The following is a 24,154-nucleotide window of genomic DNA, read 5'->3' on the forward strand; positions in this document are numbered from 1 at the left end:
CTGCCCACCGAGCAGCCCGACCCGGAGGCGGGGGCGTGCGCGCCGCGCTCGCCGCCGTCACCGTGGGCGCACTCGTGATCTTCGGCGCCCCCATGGTGGCCGCCGCCGACGAGGCGCCCCCAGCAGAGCAGACCGTCGCGACCGCGACCGAGGCGCCCGCCGCCGAGCCCGCCGCCGAACCCGCACCGGCCCCAGAGGCGGAGGCGCCCGCCCCGGCGCCCGAGGTGGAAGCGCCTGCCCCGGCCGAGGAGCCGGTCGCCGAGCCGGCGCCCGAACCCGCACCGGAACCCGCGCCGGTCGCCGAACCCGAGGCGGCGGCGCCGGTCGTCGACGCCCCGGCCGAGGAGGCACCCGCGGCCACGGCTCCCTCTGGCGACGCGCCCGCGGCGCGCTCGCTCGCGCCGGCCGCCGACGACGAGAACGGCGGACCGCCGGTCACGACGATCCCCGAGTGGAACGACCACGTCGCGATCTGCCATGCGACCGCGAGCGAGTCGAACCCCTACGTGTTCATCAGCCCGAGCGTCCGGTCGATCATCGATCCGAACGGCGACCCGAGCGATCCGTACTCGGGAGGTCACGCGCACTCGACCCATCAGGAGCTGCAGGACATCATCCCGGTGTTCGACTACTACGACGATGACGACGTGCTGCAGCACTTCCCCGGCCTCAACACCACGAAGACCGAGCTGACCGAGGAGGACTGCAACCCGGCCCCGCCGACGATCCAGCTCTTCGCCGAGGTGTGCACCGAGGTCGGCGGCACGCCGCCGGCGCTGAAGGTCGCGCTGCTCGGCCTGCTGCTGAACTTCGACTACACGATCACGGTGTTCGTGTCCGGCACCGACGACGTCGTCGCGACGTTCGACTTCACCGACCCCGACGGCGCCCTCGACCACGACTTCCAGCTCCCACCGGGAACGTACGACGTGGTGCTGCATCGCGAAGGCGACGACCCCGAGAACGACCTGCAGAAGACGGTCACCGTGAACCCCTGCCCGACGGCGCCCGTGCCGCACTGGCTCCTCCAGAAGTGGTCCGAGCCCGTCGACGGGGCGACGGTCGAGCCCGGTGACGTCATCACCTACACCCTCCAGGCCTACAACGACTCGGATGCCGTCGTGACCGGGGCGCAGGCGTTCGACGACGTCTCGGACGTGCTCGACAACGGCGCGCTCGGCGTCCTGCCCGCTGGGCTCACCGGACCGGTCGGCGATGTGCTGACCTGGAACATCCCCGACCTCGAACCGGGGGCGACCGCGACCGTGTCGTACACGGTGATCGTCGGCGCTGATTCCGCAGGCACGCTGCTGCACAACGTCGTCAGGCCCGGGCCCGGCGGCGAGTGCCCGACCGACGACTCGATCGTCGTCGACGACGACCCGTGCGTCGTCGACCACCCGGTGATCGACATCGACCTCGTCCTCGTCAAGGACGAGGCGACCGAGAACGACGAACCCGTCGACTCGGGCGAGGACGACGTCATCACCTACACGCTGACGATCACCAACGAGGGGGATTACCCGGCGTACCGCAGCCTCGTCACCGACACGCTGCCCGACGGCGTCACGTACGTCGACGGTTCGGCCGTCATCGCGCCCAACCCGGGCGAGTGGGACCCGGTCGAGGTGGCGGACGGCGTGCTCACCGTCCAGCACAACGGCTGGATCAACCCGGGCGACGTCATCACGATCACGTTCGAGGTCACCGTCGGCGAGCTCTCTCAGCCCGCGTCCGACCAGCCGATCCCCGATCTCGTGAACGGCGCGTGCGTCGCGAGCGAGCAGTACCCCGACCCCGAGGTGCCCGAGATCGCCGCAGCCGAGGCCGAGGCATCCGAACCCGGATTCGACTCGAACCCCGACAACAACTGCGACGACGCCGAGACGCCCGTGAAGTCGATCGGCCTCGTCGGGCTCGCCCAGTGCGTGAACGACACCCCGTGGTTCACGTACGAGATCACGCCGTTCAACATCGACGACCCGAGCGCGAACCCGATCTCGCTGATCTGGTGGACCCCGGAGGCGTTCGCGAGCCGTGATCCGTCGATCCCCGCCGACGACGTCGCGGCACTCCTCGCCGACGGCGCCTCGCAGGTCGATCCGATCGCCTATCCCGACGGGTGGGTGAGCGGCGAGACGATCTCCGGACAGCAGCTCTGGCCGGGCGCGGCGATCGACGAGAACGGCGACCCGATCGCCTGGCCGGGCTGGACGCAGCTCGCCGACGGCACCTGGGTGCTCGATCCGAGCGCACCGTTCTACGACCTGCGGTCGCTGGCGGTCGCCGAGATCCGCATCAACCCGTCGAACGACGCCGACGTGGTCTACCCGCCGCCGACGCCGAACTGCAACGCGGCGCCCGACCAGCCGACGCCGCCGACGCCCCCGTCGACCCCGTCGTCGACCCCGCAGGGGCTCGCCGAGACCGGCGTCGAGACCGGCCTGATGCTGCCGTTCGCGGTGCTGCTGACGGCGATCGGGGCCGCGGCGATCGCGCGCGGCCTGCGCCGTCGTCGCGAGAGCTGAACCACTGGGTGCGGATGCCTCGTCGGGAGCGATCCCGGCGAGGCATCCGTCGTTCGTGCAACGACCGGATTCGGGGGACAGGCCGTTCCGGGTGCGACCTGTCGCGGGCGAATCATCCGGATGCATCGAATATGTACCCCGTTTCGAGGAATTCCGGCCGAAATCTGTACCCCAAAGGTGAGGATCCCCCCGTTTTGGTGCCAGCGCGGCCCTTCACGCCGCTGGTCCGCGCTGCGAGGATGAGCGCGAGTCCGCACCCACGGGCTCGCTGGTCCGCATTCAGCGGACTTCGGGGTTCGTACCCGCGAACTCCGGAAAGGCTCGGTCGCCCGGGCCGGAATACAGCCGGAAGTGCCCACTTCCGAAACCCGAAGGCTGATGATGAACGTCAAGCGATCTCTGCGCACCCGTTCCACCGACCCGGCGACCGGCCCTCGGGCCCTGCGCCTCCAGATGAGGAGGGCGAGGCAGCGGCTGATCAGTGCGCTCGCGATCGCCGGCCTCGTCGCGACCGGCGGTGCCGTGTTCGTGGCGGTCGCGCCGGCGCAGTCGGCGGCTGCCGCCACGTTGTCGAACGGCATCCAGACGTCGTTCGAGATCGACGGCAACACCGCGGGGGCGAACGACTGGATCGGCGTCGTCGGGTCGACGCCGAAGCCCGCGTACACCACGGCTTCGGGACATCAGTCGTCCGGCATCCTCCAGGCGCAGCGCACGGCGGACAGCGGGGCGACCTACGGCACGCCGGGCACGTGCGGCGCGTCGGAGACGCTGAGCGTGTTCCCCGGCGGTGCGAAGGTCGACGACGATCCGTGGAAGACGCTCATCAGCAACTCGGCGAACGCCAAGGGCGATGCCTGTACGGGTGGGTCGGCGTACGAGGTCGTCACCGTCAACGGCGTCGCTCACACGATCTTCTACGCCTACTGGACCCGCCTCTCGGGCAACGGCGACATGACGTCGTACGAGATCTTCCAGGGTCCGCAGGCCGGCCGCTCCGACGACTACCTCATCGAGTTCAACTACGATCCGGCCGGCAACCCGACCACGTCGGTTCGCGTGCTCTCGTGGGACGGCAACAGCTGGGAGCCGATCGGCAACCCGATCGTGTACCAGGCGGCCGTCGGCGGGAACACCGACACGAACACGAGCGGCACCGACGCCACGTTCGGCGAGATGGCCGTCGACCTCACCGCGTCCGGCCTGCTGCCGTCCGACGGCTCGTGCCGCTCGTTCCTCGATGCGGGCTTCATCACGCGCACCGGCAACAGCGACACGGCCACCCTCCAGGACATGCTCGTCTCGCAGAACCCCATCACGCTCTCGAACTGCGGCAACCTCGTCGTGAAGAAGATCGGCACCGCCGGGGGACCCGACGCGACGTTCAACTACACCGTCAACCGCACGGGCGGCGGCCTGGTGCACGACGGCACGCTGACCGGTCCGACCGACACGGTCGCCGGCAACAACGGCCTCGGCGCGGCGATCAAGATCGGCGACACCCACAACTGGGGCAACGTCTTCGCCGGCAACGACTACAAGCTCACCGAGGCGGCACCGCCGGCCCCGTGGGCGTTCAAGCAGACCTCGTGCTCGGTGACCAACCCGACGACGAACCAGGTCGAGTCGACGACCGACGGCAGCTTCAAGATGTACGTCGGCGCCACGACGACCTGCACCGTCGAGAACGTCACGTCGGGCGTCAAGATCACGAAGGTCGCGCAGGGCGATGCGGCCACGTTCGACTTCACGATCACCGGGCAGCAGGGCAACGTCCAGGTTCCCGGCAACTCGAGCTCGCAGGTGTTCTACTACACGCCGGGCTCGGTCGTCGACATCAAGGAGATCGCCGAGCCGGGCGACCCGAAGTGGAAGCTCCAGACGATCGCGTGCACCCCGCAGGGCGGCGCCTACCAGACCGATGTGCCGACCGCGTCCGCGTCGGTGCAGACCGTCGCCGGCCAGGTCATCGACTGCACGTTCACGAACCGCCAGGACGGTCAGATCAAGATCATCAAGAAGGTCCAGGGCGACAGCGGCGAGTTCGACTTCGAGGGCAACTGGACCGGCGGCTCGTCGTTCTCGCTGACCCCGGGTGAGAACGGCACCGCTGAGACGCTGTACGCGAGCGTCACGCCCGGTCAGTACAGCGTCAAGGAACTGACCCCGGCCCCCGAGTACGACGTGACCGCGCTCACCTGCGCCGGTGACGTCGCCGACGACACCTCGAGCGGCGACGTCGCGACCGGCGTCGGCACGATCGACCTCGACCCGGGCGAACTCGTCACCTGCACCTACACGAACACGCAGCGCGGCGACCTGACGGTCATCAAGCAGACCATTCCCGACGGCGCGACGCAGGTGTTCGACTTCACGGTCGAGGGTCAGCCGGACTTCTCGCTGCAGGACGACGCGCAGAAGGTGTTCGACAACATCAAGCCCGACACCTACACGCTCGAAGAGGTGAACCTGCCCGACGGCTGGAAGGTCGACAACATCTCGTGCGCGGTCGACGGCGGCGTTCCGTCGCAGACGACCTCGGCGACGCGCGACGTGGTGGTCGGCATCGGCCAGAGCGTCGTCTGCACCGTCACGAACGAGGCGACCAAGGGCAAGCTCGTCGTCGAGAAGCACGTCGAGAACGTGCCCGACGGCGTCGAGTGGGGCCCCTTCTCGCTGAGCCTCAGCGACGCCCCGGCGAGCGAGCAGAACCCGCAGACGGTCGACAGCGACGACCCGACCGCCGAGTGGGACAACCTGGTCGTGGGCAAGACCTACACGATCACCGAGACGGTGCCCGACGGGTGGACGCTCAAGAGCTTCACCTGCAACGTGACCGACCAGGACGGCGACGCGACCAACGCGTCGGTGACGTTCACGGTGACGCCCGGCCTCGTCGTCGAGTGCGACATCACGAACACGGCGAAGGCCGGCGAGGTGACGCTCGAGAAGACGGTGTCGGGGGTGGCCCCGGGCTTCGCATGGTCGTTCGACTTCACGATCGACCCGTCGGCCGGGGTGACGCCGTCGGCGACGCAGACCGTCTCGGGCACGGGCAACTCCACCGAGAGCATCACGTGGAAGAACCTCACGATCGGTGAGACGTACACGATCACCGAGACCGCGAAGCCCGGTTGGGAGTCGAGCCCGGTCGACTGCGGCATCGAGGATGCCGACCCGAACACGGCCGGCGACCAGTTCACGGTGACACCGGGATTCACCCTCACCTGCGAGGCGACGAACCGGGCCGTGCCCGCGACGGCGAAGGTCACCAAGACCGCGATCGGTGCGGCCGGCACCTTCACCTTCGTACTCGACCCGATCGCTCCCGACGGAGCGCCGATCGAGCAGTCGGTGAGCGTGGCCGCCGGCGGGTCGGACTCCACCACGTTCACGAACCTCGTGCCGGGCACGAAGTACTCGATCGCCGAGAAGGCACCCGGCGGCGGCTGGACGGCGGGCGCCCTCATCTGCAAGGTGAAGGCGGTCGGCTCCGACACGTGGACCGACATCGACGAGACCGGGTTCACGGTGCAGCCGGGCGACACGTTCGAATGCACCATCACGAACACGGCGAAGGCCACCATCGTGATCGTCAAGAACATCGACGGTGACGACGCGACGTTCAACTTCACCGGTGACTGGGCGGGGTCGGGTCCGTTCTCGATCTCGACCGACCAGGGCACCGGCTCGACGACGTACAACGACGTGCTTCCCGGCACCTACCACGTGACCGAGATCCTCACGAACGCGCACGTCGGCACGCTGCAGTGCGCCGACCCCGACCAGGGTTCGAGCGTCGACGGCCTCGTCGGCACGATCGACCTCGACCCGGGTGAGACCGTCGTCTGCACCTACTCGAACACGCAGCTCGGCAAGATCATCGTCGACAAGGTCGTGCCGGGTGTCGACTCGATCCCCGGTGGCGCGACGCAGGAGTTCGACTTCGAGTTCGGCGACGACTCGTTCGCACTGACCGACGGCGACGACCCCTGGGAGTCGGCGCTGCTCGTGCCCGGTGAGTACACCGTCGAGGAGCTCGCCGAGGCGAACTGGCACCTCACCGGTCTCCAGTGCACGATCGGCGAGGGCGACACGTCGACCGTCGAGTACGACGACGCGCTCGCGACCATCGACCTCGCCGCCGGCGACGTCGTGCACTGCACCTACACGAACGCGCCAGACACCGGCGACCTGACGGTACGCAAGACCGTCGACGGCGTGCCCGACGGGTACGACTTCGAGTTCGAGATCTTCCTGACGCCCGGTGACCCGGCGTCGCAGACGGTGACCGACGAAGACCCGAGCGTCAGCTGGAGCGACCTCGAGGTCGGCCAGACCTACACCCTCACCGAGGGCGACGAGTCCGGCTGGAACGAGGGCGACTTCGTCTGCAACAGCGGCCAGCTCGAGGATGCCGACGCGAATGCCGACGGCTTCCAGTTCCTGGTGACGCCCGGCCTCTCGATCAGCTGCACGATCGAGAACGCCGCGGTGCCCGGCAAGGTGACGGTCGAGAAGAGCGTCTCGGGCGTGCCCGATGAGTTCGAGTGGTCGTTCCAGCTCGCGATCAGCCCGACCGCCGGCGTCGTGGGCGACAGCCCGCAGACCGTCAGCGGGACGGGCGACACGACCGACACCGCGACCTGGTCGAACCTCGCGATCGGCGAGCAGTACGTCATCACCGAGCTGCCCGTGCCCGACGGCTGGACGGGCGGCGAGATCACCTGCTCGGTCGGCGGCGACCTGCTGACCGACGAGAACGGCGACGACGCCGGCTTCGCCTTCACGGCGACGCCGGGCCTCGAGGTCGAGTGCGAGCTCACGAACAAGGTGATCCCGCCGACCGGCGTCATCACCAAGGAGCTCACGTCGATCGCCCAGGCGACCGACGGAACGTGGGACCTCGAGTACGAGGTGACGGTGACGAACCAGAGCCCGGTGGCTCCGCTGGTCTACGACCTGACCGACGAACCGCAGTTCGGCGCCGGCGTCGTGATCAACGACGCCGAGGCATCGGGCCCGGCCGACAGCTCGGCCGCGACGTGGAACCCGATCGGCGACCCGCCGAGCTTCGTGCTCGCCGACGACACCTCGGTGCCCGCATCGCAGACCGACACCTACGTGATCACGATCAATGCGACGGTGCCGGCCGAGGTCTACGAGACCGGTCAGGACCAGTGCCAGGAGGGCGACAACGGCGGATTCCGCAACACCGCCTGGCTCACCGTCGGCCACGGCGAGCCGCAGGAGGCCACCGACTGCGACGTTCCCGGCCGCACGACCGTCACCAAGACGCTCGTCGAGAGCACCGAGGAGAGCCCGAACCCGTCGCGCGACGCCGTCACCGGCGACTGGACGGTCCGGTACGAAGTGGTCGTCACGAACCTCAGCGACGTCCGCGACCAGTACTACGACCTGAACGACGACCTCGGCTTCCCCGCCGGTGTCGAGATCGTCTCGGCCACGGCGACGACCGACGCGCCCGACACGGGCTCCGTCGACGTCGCCGACTGGAACGGCGACACCGTGACCGCGCTCGCCGACGACGCCCCGATCGAGAAGTCGGCCGTGCACACCTACGAGATCACCGTGGTGGCCGACGTCGACGAGATCACGGACATCGATGAGGCGACGTGCGTCGAGTCGACGAGCGGCAAGGGCTTCTTCAACGCCGCGACGCTCGACAACGGCACGATCGTCACCGACGTCGATGACTGCGCCAACATCCCGGTCGGTCAGATCACGCTGGCCAAGCACGTCGACCTGAGCGCGTTCGAGGGCATCGACCTCAGCGACCTCGGGCTCGGCGACGGCCAGCTGCTCCTGGCTGCGAAGGACTGGTGGCTCAAGGCCGCAGGCAGCGCCCACACGCTGCAGGTGCTCGGCCAGGCGGGCACCGTGTTCACGGTTCCCACGGGCGACTACGGGCTCACCGAGCAGGTGACCGCCGAGGCATCCGCGCACCCGCTGCTGAAGTACTTCTTCGCGAAGCTGTGGAGCTGCACGATCGGCGACGGCGATCCCGTCGAAGGCGCAATCGCCACGGTCGAGGTGGGCAAGCTCACGAGCTGCGACATCACCAACAAGGCCGAGCTCGTCGACGTCGGCATCGAGAAGGCGTACGACCTCGGCGACGATCCCGACGGGTACATCGAGCAGGGCGACACCTTCGACTTCGTGCTGACGGTGACGAACCACTCGAGCATTCCGGTCGAGGGGCTCGACGTCACCGACGTGATCGACCCCGAGCTCGTGGTCGCCGGTGCGCCGACGTTCGAGGGCCCGGGCACCTGGGCGGAGACCGGCACGGCGGGCGACAACGAGTTCGCCGCCCACGGTGACGGGCCGTTCGCGCCGGGCGACGTGATCACGATCACGATCCCGGTGACGCTGCCCGCGGCGCCCGTCGAGACGCCCGACGCCGTCGGGCCGGACGACCCCGCCCCGACCGTCGAGCCGGTCGACCTCGACGACGTGCCGAACGAGGCGTGCGTGGCGATCACCGCCGGCGAGGGCGTCTTGCCCGACCTCATCGAGCGCAACAACTGCGACTCGGTCGAGGTGCCGAAGAAGGCGATCGACGCCGGCGCGTACGTGCGCTGCGTCGCCGATGTGCCGTGGCTCTACTTCGACATCGAGGTGTCCGACGGCGTCGAGCCGGGCGACATCACGGTGACCTGGACGAGTGCCGACGGCACGCTCACGAAGACGCAGACCGTCCCGTGGGACGAGCGCGACGGCAAGCTGCTCTGGCCGGGGGCAGCGGTCGACGAGAACGGCGTCCCGTACGAGTTCCCGGGCTGGCGTCCGATCACCGAGGAGGACCTCACGAACCCGCCCACCCCGGGCACGAGGTTCGGCGACCTGATCCTCGACGAGACCGTGCCGACGTACCCGTGGCGCGACATGGAGAACCCCGCGACGATCACGTTCTCGATCAACCCGTCGCAGTCGGTCCTCGCGGTCTACCCGCAGGCCCTCCCGACGTGCGCGATCGACCGTGAGCCCGAGGTGAGCATCGTGAAGGAGGCGAGCGTCACACAGGCGAAGCCGGGCACCGACTTCGAGTACACGCTCTCCGTCAGCGCGACCGGCACCGGCGCGGCCGACCCGGTGGAGATCTTCGACGAGATCCCGTCGGAGCTGCGGGTCGACGACATCACGACCGCCGGCTCGCCGACCTTCCCGCGCTGGGAGGACTGCGAGGTCACGGGTCAGGACAGCGACGGCTACGGCGGCCTGCTGCACTGCGACCTGCTCGGGGTGCTCGGGCCCGATTACCCCGAGGCGCCGGACATCGTGCTCGACGTGCACGTCGATCCCGACACGACGTCGACCGAGGTCGAGAACATCGGCGAGGTCTGCTGGCAGAACGCCGACGACACGTCCGAGGACCCGGCCGTGGTCTGCGACGACGACTCGGTGACGGTGACGATCCCGCAGCCCAAGCCCGCGATCGCCGAGACCGGCTTCGCCGGTCAGCCGTTCATCTGGGGCGCTGCCGGGCTCGTCATCCTGGGCGGCATGCTGGTCGCCGCGGGCGTGGTGATCCGTCGGCGCAAGCAGCACGGGGCACCGCAGGCATAGCTCCGCACTCACCTTCCGGGGGTCGGGCCAGTAGGCCCGGCCCCCGGTTGTCTTGTCCCCCGAGCAGAAGAATTCGAGTACCCCGCTTTCGGGTGACAAGAATTTCGTAAGTCCTGATCAGCGCGTATTCGGAACCTGTTCTGTCCCCCGTTTTGGTGCCAGCTGTACCCTGTTGTGTCCCCCGAATTCTCTGATTGACTCAGCGCAACTGCGCGACCTCCGAATGCCGCGGCATACCCGATCAGAAGGTTCGACGACCATGGACAGCTTGTTCGACCCGTTCCGCTCAGCCTCGAATCCCGACGGCCGTCGTGCGCGCCGCCGCCGCGCCGAGCGCCGGTCCCGATCGGTCCGCGCGACGATCGCGGCGATCACCGCGGGCGCCATGCTCGCGATCGGCCTGCCGACGATGGCGTTCGCCGCGGCCGGCGGCGTCGACGCGTCGGACGCCTCGTCGACGGCGTCGTCGCAGACGCCCGAGCAGCTCGCGGCGGACGCATCCGAATCGGAGCCGAGCGCGGGGGACGGCTCAGGCGAGGGGGCGGACGCCCGGGAGACGGGCTCGGATTCGGCCGCGACGCCGAGCGAGGCGCCCGCCGACGAGCCGACGACCGAGCAGCCGCCGGCCGCGCCCCAGTCCGGTGACGAGCCGCCCGCCGCCACGGAGACGCCCGACGTCGAGGCGCCCGAGGCGAGCGACCCGCCGAGCTCCGAGCCGAAGGCGACATCGGGCACCGACCCGCCGGCGGACCGGCAGCAGCAGGCGGCCGCGATCGCGCCGCTCGCGGCGTTCCCTGCGGACACGGCCGACTGCACGAGCAACTGCTCGGACCTGACGATGCGCATCGAGGTCGTCGGCGGGTCCGCGACGGCGGACGCCTGGACGCTGCACGCGATCCGCGCGAACGCCGCGCAGGACAACTACGACTTCGACGACGACGAGGAGCGCCCGGTACCGCGCAACTCGACGTACACGCTGTACGCCGACGGCGGCGCCGCCGGGTACTCGCTCACCGGGTTCGACTGCGACGTCAGCAGCCAGCAGGGTGCCGATCCGAGCTTCGACGCCGATGACCGCACGGTGACCTTCCCCAACTCCAACGGCCGCTGGGCCGACTGCACGTTCACGTTCACGCTCGTCGAGCCCGCCACCATCGCGGTCCGCGTCGGCGGCGACCGCACCGGCCCCGCGAGCGTCTCCGGACTCGCCGGCGTGCAGCTCGAACTGCGGGCCGACAGCGCAGGCACCCCCGGTGCGCTCATCGGCCAGCCGTGGTCGACCTGCACGTCGAACGCCTCGGGCGTCTGCACCTTCACCGTGCCGACCCCCGACGGCAGCCGCTACTGGGTCGTGCAGCGCGTCGCGCCGGACGACGTTCCGGCCGGCTGGTTCTCGAACGACACGCTCGCCATCGGTTCGACGCCCGGCTCGCAGGCGTACCGCTTCCGCACACCCGTCGTCGGCAGCGGTGACGACCTCGCCTCGAGCGCCGATTTCATGATCGCCTCGGGCAACGACAACAACCAGGCGTCGGGCGGCATCTGGCAGAACTCCCGCGTCAACCCGGTGGCTCCGCAGCAGTGCGGCATCGACGTCGCCCTCGTCATCGACCTGTCGGGCTCGGTGGCACCGTACGAGACGCAGCTGAAGAACGCCGCGAAGGACTTCGTGGACGCGCTCACCGGCACCCCCTCGCAGATCGGCATCTACACGTTCAACAACGTCGCACCGGCCTCGGCCGGATCGAACCTGTCGATGACCCCCGTCTCGACGCCCGCCGGCGCCGAGACCGTCAAGGAGCACATCGACGACTTCGGCACCCCGACCGAGGCGACGAACTGGGATCGCGGCATCAGCCAGGTCGCCGCGAGCGGCATCGACTACGACCTCGCCGTCATCCTCACCGACGGCAACCCGACGGTGTACTCGAACGACGAGGGGCCGGGCAACCGCACGCGTTTCCGCGAGGTCGAGAACGGCGTGTTCTCCGCGAACGCGGTGAAGGCGCTCGGTATCCGCATGGTCGCGGTCGGCGTCGGCGACGGCATCGACGGCTCGCCCGACAACCTCGTCGCGATCTCCGGCCCCGATGCGGGCTCCGACTACTTCCAGACCGAGAACTACGAGGCGGCAGGCGAGACCCTGCGCGAGCTCGCGCTCGGCGACTGCGAAGGGTCGGTCTCCGTCGTCAAGCAGGTGGTCGACGAGGGAACGACCGGTGAGCAGAAGACCGGTGCGATCCCGACAGCGGGCTGGGAGTTCGCGGTCGACTCGAACGACCCCGAGATCACGCCCGCGACGCAGAGCGGCACGACGCAGGACGGCACCGGCGCGGTCAACTTCCCGCTCGAGTTCGACAACGCGTCGTCGGCAGGGTCGGTGACCGTCACCGAGTCGCAGCAGTCCGGCTACTCGCTCGTCACGACCGGCGGCAAGAACGCGGTCTGCACCGAGGTCGAGTCGGGTGACCCGGTCGCCGTCGTGAACGACGGTGCGGTCGGCTTCACGATCGACGTCGGCCCGACCGTCGCCGTCACCTGCACGGTCTGGAACCGCCCGCCCGAGCCGCAGGCCGACGTCCGGATCGACAAGACGTGGATCGTGAACGGGCAGACCTTCACCAACGGCAACCAGCCCGCCGGACTCACCGCGCAGCTGAAGCTCGACGGCGCGAACAAGCCGTTCGGGGTCGTGCAGACGGGATACACCGCGGGCGACGAAGTCGCGATCTCCGAGACGACCGGCGTCGGCGACCGCGACCTGTGCCGCGTGACGAAGAGCACGGTCACGCTCGCGAACGGTGAGGTCGTCGACGAGACGCTGCCGTTCTCGCCGACCCTCGAATCCGGCGGCAACACGTTCACGCTCACGAACGTCGTCACCTGCACCGCGGAGCTCACGCTCGTGAAGAGCGTCGCGAACGGCGACGCGCAGCCGGCCGACTGGACGCTCGACGCCGTCGCCCCCGTCGGCGCGCTCGCCGGCCCGAACGGCACGAGCGGTGCGACCGCACCGGTCACCCCGGCGGTGCGCTATCCCCTCACCGAGGACGGCGATCCGCGGTACGTCCAGACGATCCTTCCGGGCGGCATCCCGACCCCGCCCGCGACCGGCAGCTGGAACTGCGTGCAGGTCGACGAGGAGGGAACCACGATCCCCGGGTTCGCCGACGGGATCAACGGCGGCGTCACCGTGCCCCTCGGCTTCCGGGTCACGTGCACCGCGGTCAACCAGACGGCGTCGCTGACGCTCGTCAAGAACGTCGTCAACGATCTCGACATCGACGCCGACCCCGCCGACTGGACCCTGGTCGCGACGCCCGAGGCGCCGGCGCCCGCCGGCCTGGACCCCGTCGAGGCGACCTCGGGCGACACGGTCTTCGTGCGCCCCGGCCAGACCTACACGATCTCCGAGACCGGCGGCCCCGACGGCTGGGAGCAGACGTCGATCATGTGCCGCACGACGCCGAACGGCCAGTTCGTCGAGACGAACGAGATCACGGTGGCGGCCCTCGGGCAGGGCACGTGCGTCGTGCACAACGACCCGATCGCCCCGACGCTCGAACTCACGAAGATCGTGACCGGTGATGTCGCGCCCGCGGACGGCTGGACGCTCAGCGCGAGCCGCTCCGACGACCACCAGGTCGTGGCCCAGGGCCCGGGTGGCACGGGTGGCCCGGTCACCGTGCCGGCGGGCGTCGCGCTCGAACTCGCCGAGACCACCGACCTCGCGGACGCCGACCAGTTCGCCGCCGGCGTCTGGAGCTGTTCGCTGAACGACGGGCCGGGCGTTCCCGGTGCGGCCGTGCCCGCCCTCGGCGCCGGCGACGAGGTGTCGTGCACGGTCACGAACACGCTGAAGCCGATCACCCCGTCGATCACGAAGACGGCGGCGGTGCCCGTGCCGAACGCCGACGGCAGCTGGACCGTCACGTACGACGTCGTGGTGACGAACCCGAGCGCCTTCCAGCCGCTCGGCTACATCCTCTCCGACGAGCTGCACTTCGGCTCCGACGTCACGGTGAACAGTGCCAGCTACCAGCGCGTGCTGCCGCTGCCGGCCGGGTCGAGCCAGCCGTGGACGGTCGCGTTCGACCAGATCCAGCCGTTCGACGGCGAGCCCGCGCTCGCCGCGGGCACCTCGCACACCTGGCGGGTGACCGTGAACGCGACCGTCGACGACGGCGCCGACTTCGACGGCACGACCGCTCCGGCTTGCGATGAGCTCGAGCCGGGCACCGTCGGCTTCCTCAACACGGCGACGATGTACGTCGGACAGACCCCGTACGAGGCATCCGACTGCGCCCTGCCGGTGAAGCCGACGATCGCCAAGACCGGCGGCACGGCGGTCGACAACGGCGACGGGACGTGGACACTGCCGTACACCATCACCGTCACGAACCCGTCGGCCACGACGAGCGTCGTCTACGACCTCGTCGACGAGCTCGACCTGCCGGCCGGCGCGGTCCCGACGGGTCCCGCGACGGTGGTCGCACAGCCCGTGCCGACCGTGGCCTCGTGGACGGGCTTCGCGCCGAACACCCTGCTCGCCGACGACGTGACGCTGCCGGGCACGGCCGGCCTCGACGAGCACGTCTACGAGGTGCAGGTCGTCGTGGAGATCGGCGCCGACCAGGCGGGCTTCCGCTGCCCGGGCGACGGCGGCCTCGACAACACCGCCACGCTCGAGTCCGGCAACCAGACCGACGGTGCCACGGGGTGCGTGACCCTCACGCCGCCGACCATGGCGATCGACAAGCAGGTCGCCGCCGGCTCGGTGGCCCAGCACTCCGACGGCCTCTGGAGCATCGCCTACGACCTGGTCGTGACGAACACCGGCGCGGCCGGCGGCACCTACTCGCTCGCCGACGCGCTGAGGTTCGGCGCGGGCGTCGACCTCTCGGCGGCCTCCTACGCCATCACGAAGGACGGCTCTCCGTTCCCGAGCGCGTGGGCCGGATCGGGCGCGATCGCGAGCGACGTCTACCTCGCGGCGGGCGACCCCGATCCCAAGCACACGTACCGGATCACCGTGACGGGCATCGCGCTCGACGGGCCCGCGCTGACGGACGCGCAGGCGCTCTGCCCGCAGGATGGCGCGAACGGCGCGTTCAACAACCTCGCGACGCTGACCGCCGGTGGGGCGATCCTCACCGACACCGCCTGCGACGCGCCGAGCGCGCCGACGGTCGAGAAGACGGGGGCGACGGCGGCGCAGCAGCCGGATGCCTCGTGGAACGTGAGTTACACCGTCACGGTCGACAATTCGGCCCCGGGCGCCAAGCCCGCCCACTACTCGCTGGCCGACACGCCCGCCTACCCGGGCGGCGTCGCCTTCAACACCGTGAGCATCAACGGCGGTCCCGCACAGCCGTACGCGGGCGGTGCGATCACCCTCGCGACGGACGCCCCGATCCTCGGCGGCGACCTGGCGGTCTACACCCTCGTGTTCAACGTCGACGCGCCGGCCGGCGCGGTGACGGCCGACGACCGGCAGTGCACCGAGAACGGCACACCGGGCAGGGGCTTCCTGAACACGGCGACGGTCACGAGCGGGGCGATCACCGACTCCGACTGGGACTGCACGCCCGTGCGGGAGGGCGGTCGCCCGACGATCGCGAAGTCGGACCCGACGGTGACGCAGGCCGGAGACGGCACGTGGACCGCGGTCTACGAGATCACGGTGACCGGCAACCCCGACTACGTGTCGACCTACACGCTCGACGACACGCTGCACGTCGGCGGCGCGATCGACATCGAGTCGGCCACGTGGTCGGGCGGGGGCGACGACGGCACCTGGGGCGCCGACCCGCAGACCGGCGACACCGCGACGATCGTCGGTCCCACGCCGAAGCCGATCGCCGAGGGGGCCACCCACACCTACACGGTGACGGTCACGGCGAAGGCGGACGAGGCGGCGTTCGCCGACCCGACGACCACGACCTGCGCGCCGACCGAGGAGTCGCCGAACGTCGGCTTCCTCAACCGGGCGACGCTCACGTCGGGCGGCGTGCCGCAGTCGGACGACGGCTGCGCCGTGCCGGCCCGGCCGGTGATCGCGAAGACCCCGATCGGCAGCGAGGCCGTGAAGTCGGGAGACCACTGGGAGGTGTCGTACGAGCTCACGGTGACGAACTCGAGCGCTACGCAGGGGCTCGTCTACGATCTCGCCGACACCCCCGACTTCGCCGGCGGCGTCACGATCACCGACCGCTCGGTCGAGAGCACCGACGTCACGGTCGACCCCGACTGGAACGGAGCCGACCCGGCCACCGACGTGATCGCCCTGGACCAGGCGCTCGCCGGGGGAGCGATGCACACCTACACGGTGACCGTCTCGTTCACGGTCGACGCCGACGCCGAGGGTCCGGCGCTCCGCTGCGGCGGCGACGACGACGGCCAGGGCCTCCTCAACCGGGCGGTCGTCACCTCGGGCGGCGAGTGGAGCGATGACGGCTGCGTCGACGTTCCCGTCGTCGTCATCGTCGACAAGGCCTGGGTCATCGACGGCGGCGATCCGATCGCCTGGGACAGCGACGACCTGCCCGCAGGGTTCGGCGCTCAGGGTCGGCTCGACGGCTCCGACGTCGACTGGGGTGCCGAGAGCGGTCCGTATGCGATCGGCGACGAGGTCGCGATCGGCGAGACCGACGTGGTCGTCCCGATCGGGTGCGAGATCGTCGACGCGGTCTCGAACGGCACGGGCGAACACCGGCTGGATGCCTCGGTGTCGACGTTCCTCGTCACGAACGAAGTCGAGTGCGTGCAGACGGTGAACCTCGAGAAGCACGTGGTGAACGCCCACGGCGGCGACGCGGTCGCGTCCGACTGGACGGTCTCGGCGACCGGCCCGGACGACGGATTCGGCGGCCCGGCCACGGCGAGCGGGGCGGTCGACCTCGACGTCGCGTACACGCTCGGCGAGGTGTCGCCCGCCTGGGAGGACGGCGTCGACTACGAGGTCTCTGCCACGTGGAGCTGCAGCTCGGAGCAGGGCGACGACGCGTTCACGCTCGTCTCCGACGACGGCGCGGCGACGGCGCAGCTGACCGTCGACGAGCTCGGCGCCACCGTCGACTGCGTGATCGAGAACACCGACATCGCACCCACCCTCACGCTCGTGAAGGACGTCGCGCCCGATTCGGTCGAGGCGGAGTTCCCGCCGACGCTGTGGACGGTCTCCGCCACCGAGGAGGGCGAGTCCGCGATCGTCGCCGGCGCGGGCACCGCCACCGGTGAGGTCGAGGCGAACGTCGACTACGTGCTGGGCGAGCTCGCGAGCGACTTCGACGGCGCCGACGAGTTCGACGCCGGCGCATGGAGCTGCGACGCGCCGGGCGTCCTCGACGACGACACCGTGAACCTCGAACCGGGCGACGACGTCACCTGCACGATCGTGAACACGGCGCAGCCCGCGGAGTACTCCCTCGACAAGCAGGTCATCGGCGTCGAACAACTCGACGACGGCACCTGGAGCATCGAGTACCGGGTCACGGTGTTCAACGAGAGCCACGTGTCGGCCGTCACGTACGACCTGGTCGACTCGCTCGCCGGGTTCGGCGATGGCATCGACATCGATGAGGCCGTGTGGACCGGACCGGACGGTGCCGAGGGCGAATGGGAGGACCCGGCCGGCGAGCCCGTCGAGGAGCTCGCGAACGACGTGGTCCTGCCCGCCTCGGCGGGGAGCCACGAGTACGTCGTGACCGTGCAGGCGACCGTCGCCGCCGATGCGGTGTGGGACGACCCGGCGACCGAGGAGGTCGAGGGATCGACGAGCTGCGTGCCGGGCGAGCAGGGCGGCTTCGCGAACACCGCCGTGCTCACCGTGGCCGGGGTGCCGTCGGGTGCCGACGCCTGCGACGAGCCCGGCCGCACCACGGCGACGAAGGTCGCGCACCCGGCGACGAGCCTCGGACTCGGCGACTGGGAGGTGACCTACGACATCACCGTCGGCACGGTCGGCGATCACGATCTCGTCTACGACCTCGACGACGCGCTCGCCTTCCCCGACGGCGTGACCATCGAGTCGGCGACCGCCGAGGATCCCGACGGCGATGAGGTGGCGGGGTGGAACGGGCAGGACGCCACGACCCTCGCGACCGCGCAGCCGATCACCGCGGGCGACACGCACGTGTGGACCGTCACGGTGCGCGCGAACGTCGCGTCGATCACCTCGATCGACCTCGCGACGTGCGAGGCGAGCGAGACCGGCGGCGGGTTCCTGAACACCGCCGAGCTGCGGAACGGCATGCTCGTCACCGAGCTCGAAGGCTGCACGGAGATTCCGGTCGGCAAGCTGAAGCTGTCGAAGACCGTCGACAACTCGGCGCTCCTCGACCTCGGGATCGATCCCTCCGAGCTGCTCGTCGCCGCCGACTGGAACCTCAGCGGCGACTCCGGATCGCTCCTCGCGCAGTTCCTGAACGGCGGCGGCGTCGAGCTCGTCGTGCCGACCGGTTCGTACCTGCTCGCCGAGCAGCTGGCCGCCACGCATGCGGGCAACCCCTTCGCCGCCTATTACCACCCAGAGGCCTGGCTCTGCGGCGACGCCGCGGTCACGCACGCGCTGGTGGCGACCGGCGGCACCACGGCGTGCACCCTGAACAACGTCGCCGACTCGCTCGACGTCGGCATCGGGAAGGACGTCCTGCTGCCCGAGGGGACGACGGCCGTCCAGGCCGGCGACGCCTTCGAGTACTCCCTGACCGTGACGAACCACGGCACCCTCGACGCGCCGGGGCTCGAGGTCGGCGACGTGCTGCCCGACGACCTGATCGTCACCGGAGCGGCGACCTTCGAAGCCGCCGATTCGCCGGTGCAGCCGGGAACGTGGGCGCAGACCTCGGGCGTCACCGAGAACGCGTTCGCGGCGACCTATACGGGGACGTACCCGGCCGGTGCGGTGACGACGATCACCATCCCGGTGCAGGTGGCCGTGCCCGCGCCGCTGCCGCCGGCTCCGCCGGTCGGACCCGACGACCCGGCACCCGAGCTGCCGACCGTCGACCTCGGAGACATCCACAACGAGGCGTGCGTGGCGATCGTCGCAGGCCAGGAGCCCGAGTTCGCCCGGGTCATGCCCGTGGCCGAGGACGGGGTCATCCCCGACATGGTGCCCGAGAACGACTGCGACGACGTCGACGTGCCGACCAAGGCGATCGACTCGGCCGCGTACACCCGCTGCGTCAACGACGTGCCGTACCTCTACTACGACATCGCGATCTCCGACGACGTCGAGCCCGGTCCGATCACGGTGACCTGGACGCCCGATCCGAGCGTCTACCCCGACGCCGAGCCGATCGTCACCGAGATCCCGTGGAGCGAGCGCGCGGGGCGCCTGCTCTGGCCGTACGGCGTCGTGGACGACGACGGCATCTCGATCGGGTGGCCCGGGTGGCGCCTCGTGGAGGAGGGCGACGTCGTCGGCGAGAACGGCATCGTCGCCGCGTGGGAGAACATGGTCAAGGACTCGAAGCTCGAGAGCTACGCGTTCGCGGACCAGGTGAACCCGATGACGATCACCTTCTCGGTCAACCCGAGCGAGTCGATCCTCGCGGTCTACCCGCAGGCGACGCCCGCGTGCGAGGTCGTGCGCGATCCGTCGGTCGAGATCGTGAAGACGGCGAGCGTCGACGAGGTGAAGCCGGGCGGCGCGTTCGACTACACCCTCTCGGTGACCAACTCGGGCCTCGGCGCGATCGAGAACATGGAGCTCTTCGACGAGATCCCGTCCGACCTGAAGGTCACGGCCATCACGACCGACGAGGCGCCCGCGTTCCCGCGCTGGGACGACTGCGCGGTGAACGACGCGGATGCCGACGGCTACGGCGGCACGCTGCACTGCGTGCTCACCGGCATGATCGGAGGAACCGAGCCGGATGCCCCGGACGTCGTGCTCTCCGTGGTGCTCGATCCCGAGTCGAGCGTCGGTCGCGTCGACAACACCGGCGAGGTCTGCTGGAACGACCCCGACGATGCACCGGTCGGACCGGAGGCCGAGGACGACGCGACGGGCGGAGACGGTGTCGCCCCGACCTCGGCGGTCGATCCCGAGCTTCCCGTGCTGTGCGACGACTCGACCGTCACGGTCACCGTCGTGACGGACCCGTCGCCGACCCCGAACCCGACCCCGGGCATCGCGTCGACCGGGTTCGCGGGGAGCCCCTTCCTGTGGGGAGCTGCCGGGCTGCTGCTGACCGGCGCGCTGCTGGTCGCGGTGACGATCGTCCGTCGCCGCCGGCCGGGGGAGCGGCGCACCGAGTAGCGCCCGACGGAACGGCCGCCGCCGCCCGAAGCCCCCCAGCTCGGGCGGCGGCGACCCGACAGGTCGGAGGTCGGCGCAGCGGGTGCGTCGACGCGAACGGGGCCGGTCGCCATCGGCGACCGGCCCCGTTCGAGGTGCTGCGAGGTTACGGCTTTCCGCGCATGACGGCCTGCTTCACCTCGGCGATGGCGTTCGTGACCTCGATGCCGCGGGGGCACGCCTCGGTGCAGTTGAAGGTCGTGCGGCAGCGCCAGACTCCCTCCTTGTCGTTGAGGATGTCGAGGCGGGTCTGCGCGTTGTCGTCGCGCGAGTCGAAGATGAAGCGGTGCGCGTTCACGATCGCGGCCGGACCGAAGTACTGGCCGTCGGTCCAGAACACGGGGCACGACGAGGTGCACGCGGCGCACAGGATGCACTTCGTGGTGTCGTCGAAGATCGCACGCTGGGCGACCGACTGCACGCGCTCCTTGCCCGCCTCGGGCGTCGAGGTCGCCACGAGGAACGGCTGCACCTCGCGGTAGCTCGCGAAGAACGGCTCCATGTCGACGATGAGGTCCTTCTCGAGTGGCAGGCCCTTGATCGCCTCGACGTAGATGGGCTTCGAGATGTCGAGGTCCTTGATGAGGGTCTTGCACGCGAGCCGGTTGCGGCCGTTGATGCGCATCGCGTCGGACCCGCAGATGCCGTGGGCGCACGAACGGCGGAAGGTCAGCGAGCCGTCCTGCTCCCACTTGATCTTGTGCAGCGCGTCGAGCACGCGGTCGGTCGCGTACATCTCGACGTCGAAGTCCTGCCAGCGCGGCTCGGTGTCGACGTCGGGGTCGAAGCGGCGGATGAGGAAGGTGACGGTGAACGACTGGATCGCGTCGGACGCCGATGCGCCGGGCTGCTGTGCTTCGAGCGTGGCGGTGCTCACGATCAGTACTTCCTCTCCATCGGCTGGTAGCGCGTGATGACGACCGGCTTCCAGTCGAGCCGGATGTGGTCGCTCGCGTCGGACGAGTGCGCGTCGCCCGACAGGTAGGCCATCGTGTGCTGCATGAACTTCTCGTCGTCGCGGTTCGGGAAGTCGTCGCGCATGTGACCGCCACGGCTCTCCTCGCGGTTGCGGGCGCTCGTGACGACGACCTCGGCGAGGTCGAGCAGGAACCCGAGCTCGACGGCCTCGAGCAGGTCGGTGTTGAACCGCTTGCCCTTGTCCTGCACCGCGACGTTCTTGTAGCGCTCGCGGAGACCCGCGATGACACCGGCCGCGTGGGCGAGCGACTCGTCGGTGCGGAACACCTGGGCGTTGCGGTCCATCTCGTCCTGCAGCTCCTTGCGGATCGCGGCGATCCGCTCGGTGCCCGTCGAGTCGCGGAGGCCCACGAGCATGTCGCGGACGGCGGCAGCGGGATCATCCGGCAGCGGCAGGAAGTCGACGCCCGAGTTCACGTACTCGACCGCGTTGCGACCGGCGCGCTTGCCGAAGACGTTGATGTCGAGCAGCGAGTTCGTGCCGAGTCGGTTCGAGCCGTGCACCGAGACGCACGCGCACTCGCCGGCGGCGTACAGGCCCGGCACGACCGTGGTGTTGTCGCGCAGCACCTCGGCGTTGTTGTTGGTCGGGATGCCGCCCATCGCGTAGTGCGCGGTCGGCATGACGGGCACCGGCTCGTACACCGGGTCGACACCGAGATAGGTGCGGGCGAACTCGGTGATGTCTGGCAGCTTCGTCTCGAGCACCTCGGCGCCCAGGTGGGTGCAGTCGAGCAGCACGTAGTCCTTGTGCGGTCCGGCGCCGCGACCCTCAGCGACCTCCTGCACCATGCAGCGCGCGACGATGTCGCGGGGCGCCAGGTCCTTGATGGTGGGGGCGTAGCGCTCCATGAAGCGCTCGCCGCTCGCGTTGCGCAGGATCGCGCCCTCGCCGCGGGCGCCCTCGGTGAGGAGGATGCCGAGCCCGGCGAGCCCGGTCGGGTGGAACTGGAAGAACTCCATGTCCTCGAGCGGCAGGCCCTTGCGCCAGATGATGCCGACGCCGTCGCCCGTGAGGGTATGCGCGTTCGACGTCGTCTTGAAGATCTTCCCGAAGCCGCCGGTGGCGAAGATGATCGCCTTCGCCTGGAAGACGTGCAGTTCGCCGGTCGCGAGCTCGTAGGCGACGACGCCCGACGGCTGGGCGACGCCGTCGACCTCGGTCATCACGACGTCGAGGGCGTAGTACTCGTTGTAGAACTCGATGCCGAGCTTGACGCAGTTCTGGAACAGCGTCTGCAGGATCATGTGACCGGTGCGGTCGGCCGCATAGCAGGCGCGGCGCACCGGCGCCTTGCCGTGGTCGCGGGTGTGGCCGCCGAAGCGCCGCTGGTCGATCTTGCCCTCGGGCGTGCGGTTGAACGGCAGGCCCATGTTCTCGAGGTCGATGACCGCGTCGATCGCCTCTTTCGCGAGGATCTCGGCCGCGTCCTGGTCGACGAGGTAGTCGCCGCCCTTGACGGTGTCGAAGGTGTGCCACTCCCACGAGTCCTCTTCGACGTTCGCGAGCGCTGCGGCCATGCCGCCCTGCGCCGCGCCCGTGTGCGAGCGCGTCGGGTACAGCTTCGAGATGACGGCCGTCTTCGCGCCGGGGCCGGCCTCGATCGCGGCTCGCATGCCGGCGCCGCCGGCGCCGACGATCACGATGTCGTACTGGTGGTAGTGGACGCCGTCGATGACCTGGGTCTCGGCGTGGGTTTCGCTGGTCACGGGTCTCCTAGAGCGCGGCGCAGAAACTGGGGAGGAGGTCCGCCGGGGCGCCAGCGGGGCACGGGTCGAAGGTGAACACCACGAGCGTGCCGAGCACGATCAGCACTGCGGCCGCGGCGAACAGCGCGCCCTTCAGGAGCTTCTGCACCGTGCCGGGGTTCGTGTAGTCGTTCACGAGGGTGCGCATGCCGTTGGCGCCGTGGATGAGCGCGAGCCAGAGCATCAGCACGTCCCACCACTGCCAGAAGGGGTCGGCCCACTTGCCGCCGACGAAGCCGAAGTCGATGGCGTGGATGCCGTCGCCGAGCATGAGGTTCGTGAAGAGGTGCCCGAAGATGAGCACGAGCAGCAGCACGCCCGAGGCGCGCATGTAGATCCAGCCCCACTTCTCGAGGTTCGCGCCGCCCTTGCGGGCCGGTCGCGCAGGGGTGCGAGGAGCTTCGATGGTCGCAGTCATGTCGCTTCCCCTCAGTGTCCGAACACGTTCATCAGGTGGCGGGGCGTGAAGGCCAGCATCGTGACGGCCCAGAGGGCGACGACGACCCAGAACAGCACCTTCTGGTGGCGCGTTGCCCAGGCCCAGAAGTCGACCAGGATGATGCGCAGCCCGTTGTAGGCGTGGAACACGATCGCACCGACGAGGGCGACCTCGCCGAGCCCCATGATCGGCGTCTGGTACGCGCCGATGACCGTGTTGTAGGCCTCGGGGCTCACCCGCACGAGTGCCGTGTCGAGGATGTGCACGAGGAGGAAGAAGAAGATGGCGACACCTGTGATGCGGTGCAGCACCCATGACCACATACCCTCGTGGCCGCGATAGAGCGTGCCGCCCGGCTTCTGCTTCGCCGGCTTGTCGGGTGCGGTCAGGGTTCCTGCCGAGGTCTCTGGCATGAACAACCCTCCCTGGCTGTGTGAATCTCGTCCGGACATGCGGACGCAGGGGCACGACGGCCCGCTCCGAGTCTAGACCCGGCTCGCTCGCCATGCAGGTGAGGGCACCCTTAGCCGCTCGCCGCCGCGGCGAATCGTCGCCGGCCGGGTG

At 69.9% G+C, this 24,154-nt stretch carries 7 protein-coding genes; 3 read left to right on the forward strand and 4 right to left on the reverse strand.

Features of this window, described 5'->3' with window-relative positions:
* Positions 1 to 35 precede the first annotated feature (35 nt).
* The 3 genes from PX701_RS13215 to PX701_RS13225 all read left to right on the forward strand — a co-directional run bounded on the left by PX701_RS13215 (position 36) and on the right by PX701_RS13225 (position 20,385).
* The gene (locus PX701_RS13215; protein ID WP_275506549.1) at positions 36 to 2,528 is read left to right on the forward strand and encodes a DUF7927 domain-containing protein; all 2,493 of its coding nucleotides are present in this window, start codon (positions 36 to 38) and stop codon (positions 2,526 to 2,528) included.
* 381 nt (positions 2,529 to 2,909) lie between these two features.
* A complete protein-coding gene (locus PX701_RS13220) occupies positions 2,910 to 10,118 on the forward strand; it encodes an MSCRAMM family protein (RefSeq protein ID WP_275506550.1) in 7,209 nt (2,402 codons plus the stop codon).
* Between the two features lie 259 nt (positions 10,119 to 10,377).
* Positions 10,378 to 20,385, forward strand: coding sequence for a hypothetical protein (locus PX701_RS13225; protein WP_275506551.1), 10,008 nt, complete (start codon positions 10,378 to 10,380; stop codon positions 20,383 to 20,385).
* A gap of 145 nt (positions 20,386 to 20,530) precedes the next feature.
* Here the strand turns inward: PX701_RS13225 and PX701_RS13230 are convergent, their stop codons facing one another.
* The 4 genes from PX701_RS13230 to sdhC are packed head-to-tail and all read right to left on the reverse strand — an operon-like array spanning position 20,531 to position 24,003.
* Positions 20,531 to 21,301 carry a succinate dehydrogenase iron-sulfur subunit gene (locus PX701_RS13230; protein ID WP_275506552.1) on the reverse strand — a complete coding sequence of 257 codons (771 nt, stop codon included), beginning with the start codon at positions 21,299 to 21,301 and terminating at the stop codon, positions 20,531 to 20,533.
* Between the two features lie 2 nt (positions 21,302 to 21,303).
* Positions 21,304 to 23,112, reverse strand: a complete 1,809-nt coding sequence (gene sdhA, locus PX701_RS13235; protein ID WP_231431639.1) for a succinate dehydrogenase flavoprotein subunit — start codon at positions 23,110 to 23,112, stop codon at positions 21,304 to 21,306.
* Positions 23,113 to 23,119: 7 nt separating this feature from the next.
* Entirely contained in the window at positions 23,120 to 23,569 is a 450-nt protein-coding gene (locus tag PX701_RS13240) for a succinate dehydrogenase hydrophobic membrane anchor subunit (RefSeq protein WP_231431638.1), read from the reverse strand.
* An 11-nt stretch (positions 23,570 to 23,580) separates the two neighbouring features.
* Positions 23,581 to 24,003, reverse strand: a complete 423-nt coding sequence (sdhC, locus tag PX701_RS13245; protein WP_231431637.1) for a succinate dehydrogenase, cytochrome b556 subunit — start codon at positions 24,001 to 24,003, stop codon at positions 23,581 to 23,583.
* Positions 24,004 to 24,154 lie beyond the last annotated feature (151 nt).

It is taken from the genome of Agromyces chromiiresistens, from assembly GCF_029167465.1.
GTDB lineage: Bacteria > Actinomycetota > Actinomycetes > Actinomycetales > Microbacteriaceae > Agromyces > Agromyces chromiiresistens.

Excerpts from the sequence above, each read along its gene's own strand:
- PX701_RS13220 (WP_275506550.1), top strand. The coding sequence starts at position 2,910 with ATGAACGTCAAGCGATCTCTGCGCACCCGTTCCACCGACCCGGCGACC.
- PX701_RS13225 (WP_275506551.1), top strand. The coding sequence starts at position 10,378 with ATGGACAGCTTGTTCGACCCGTTCCGCTCAGCCTCGAATCCCGACGGC.
- PX701_RS13240 (WP_231431638.1), bottom strand. The coding sequence starts at position 23,569 with ATGACTGCGACCATCGAAGCTCCTCGCACCCCTGCGCGACCGGCCCGC.
- sdhC (WP_231431637.1), bottom strand. The coding sequence starts at position 24,003 with ATGCCAGAGACCTCGGCAGGAACCCTGACCGCACCCGACAAGCCGGCG.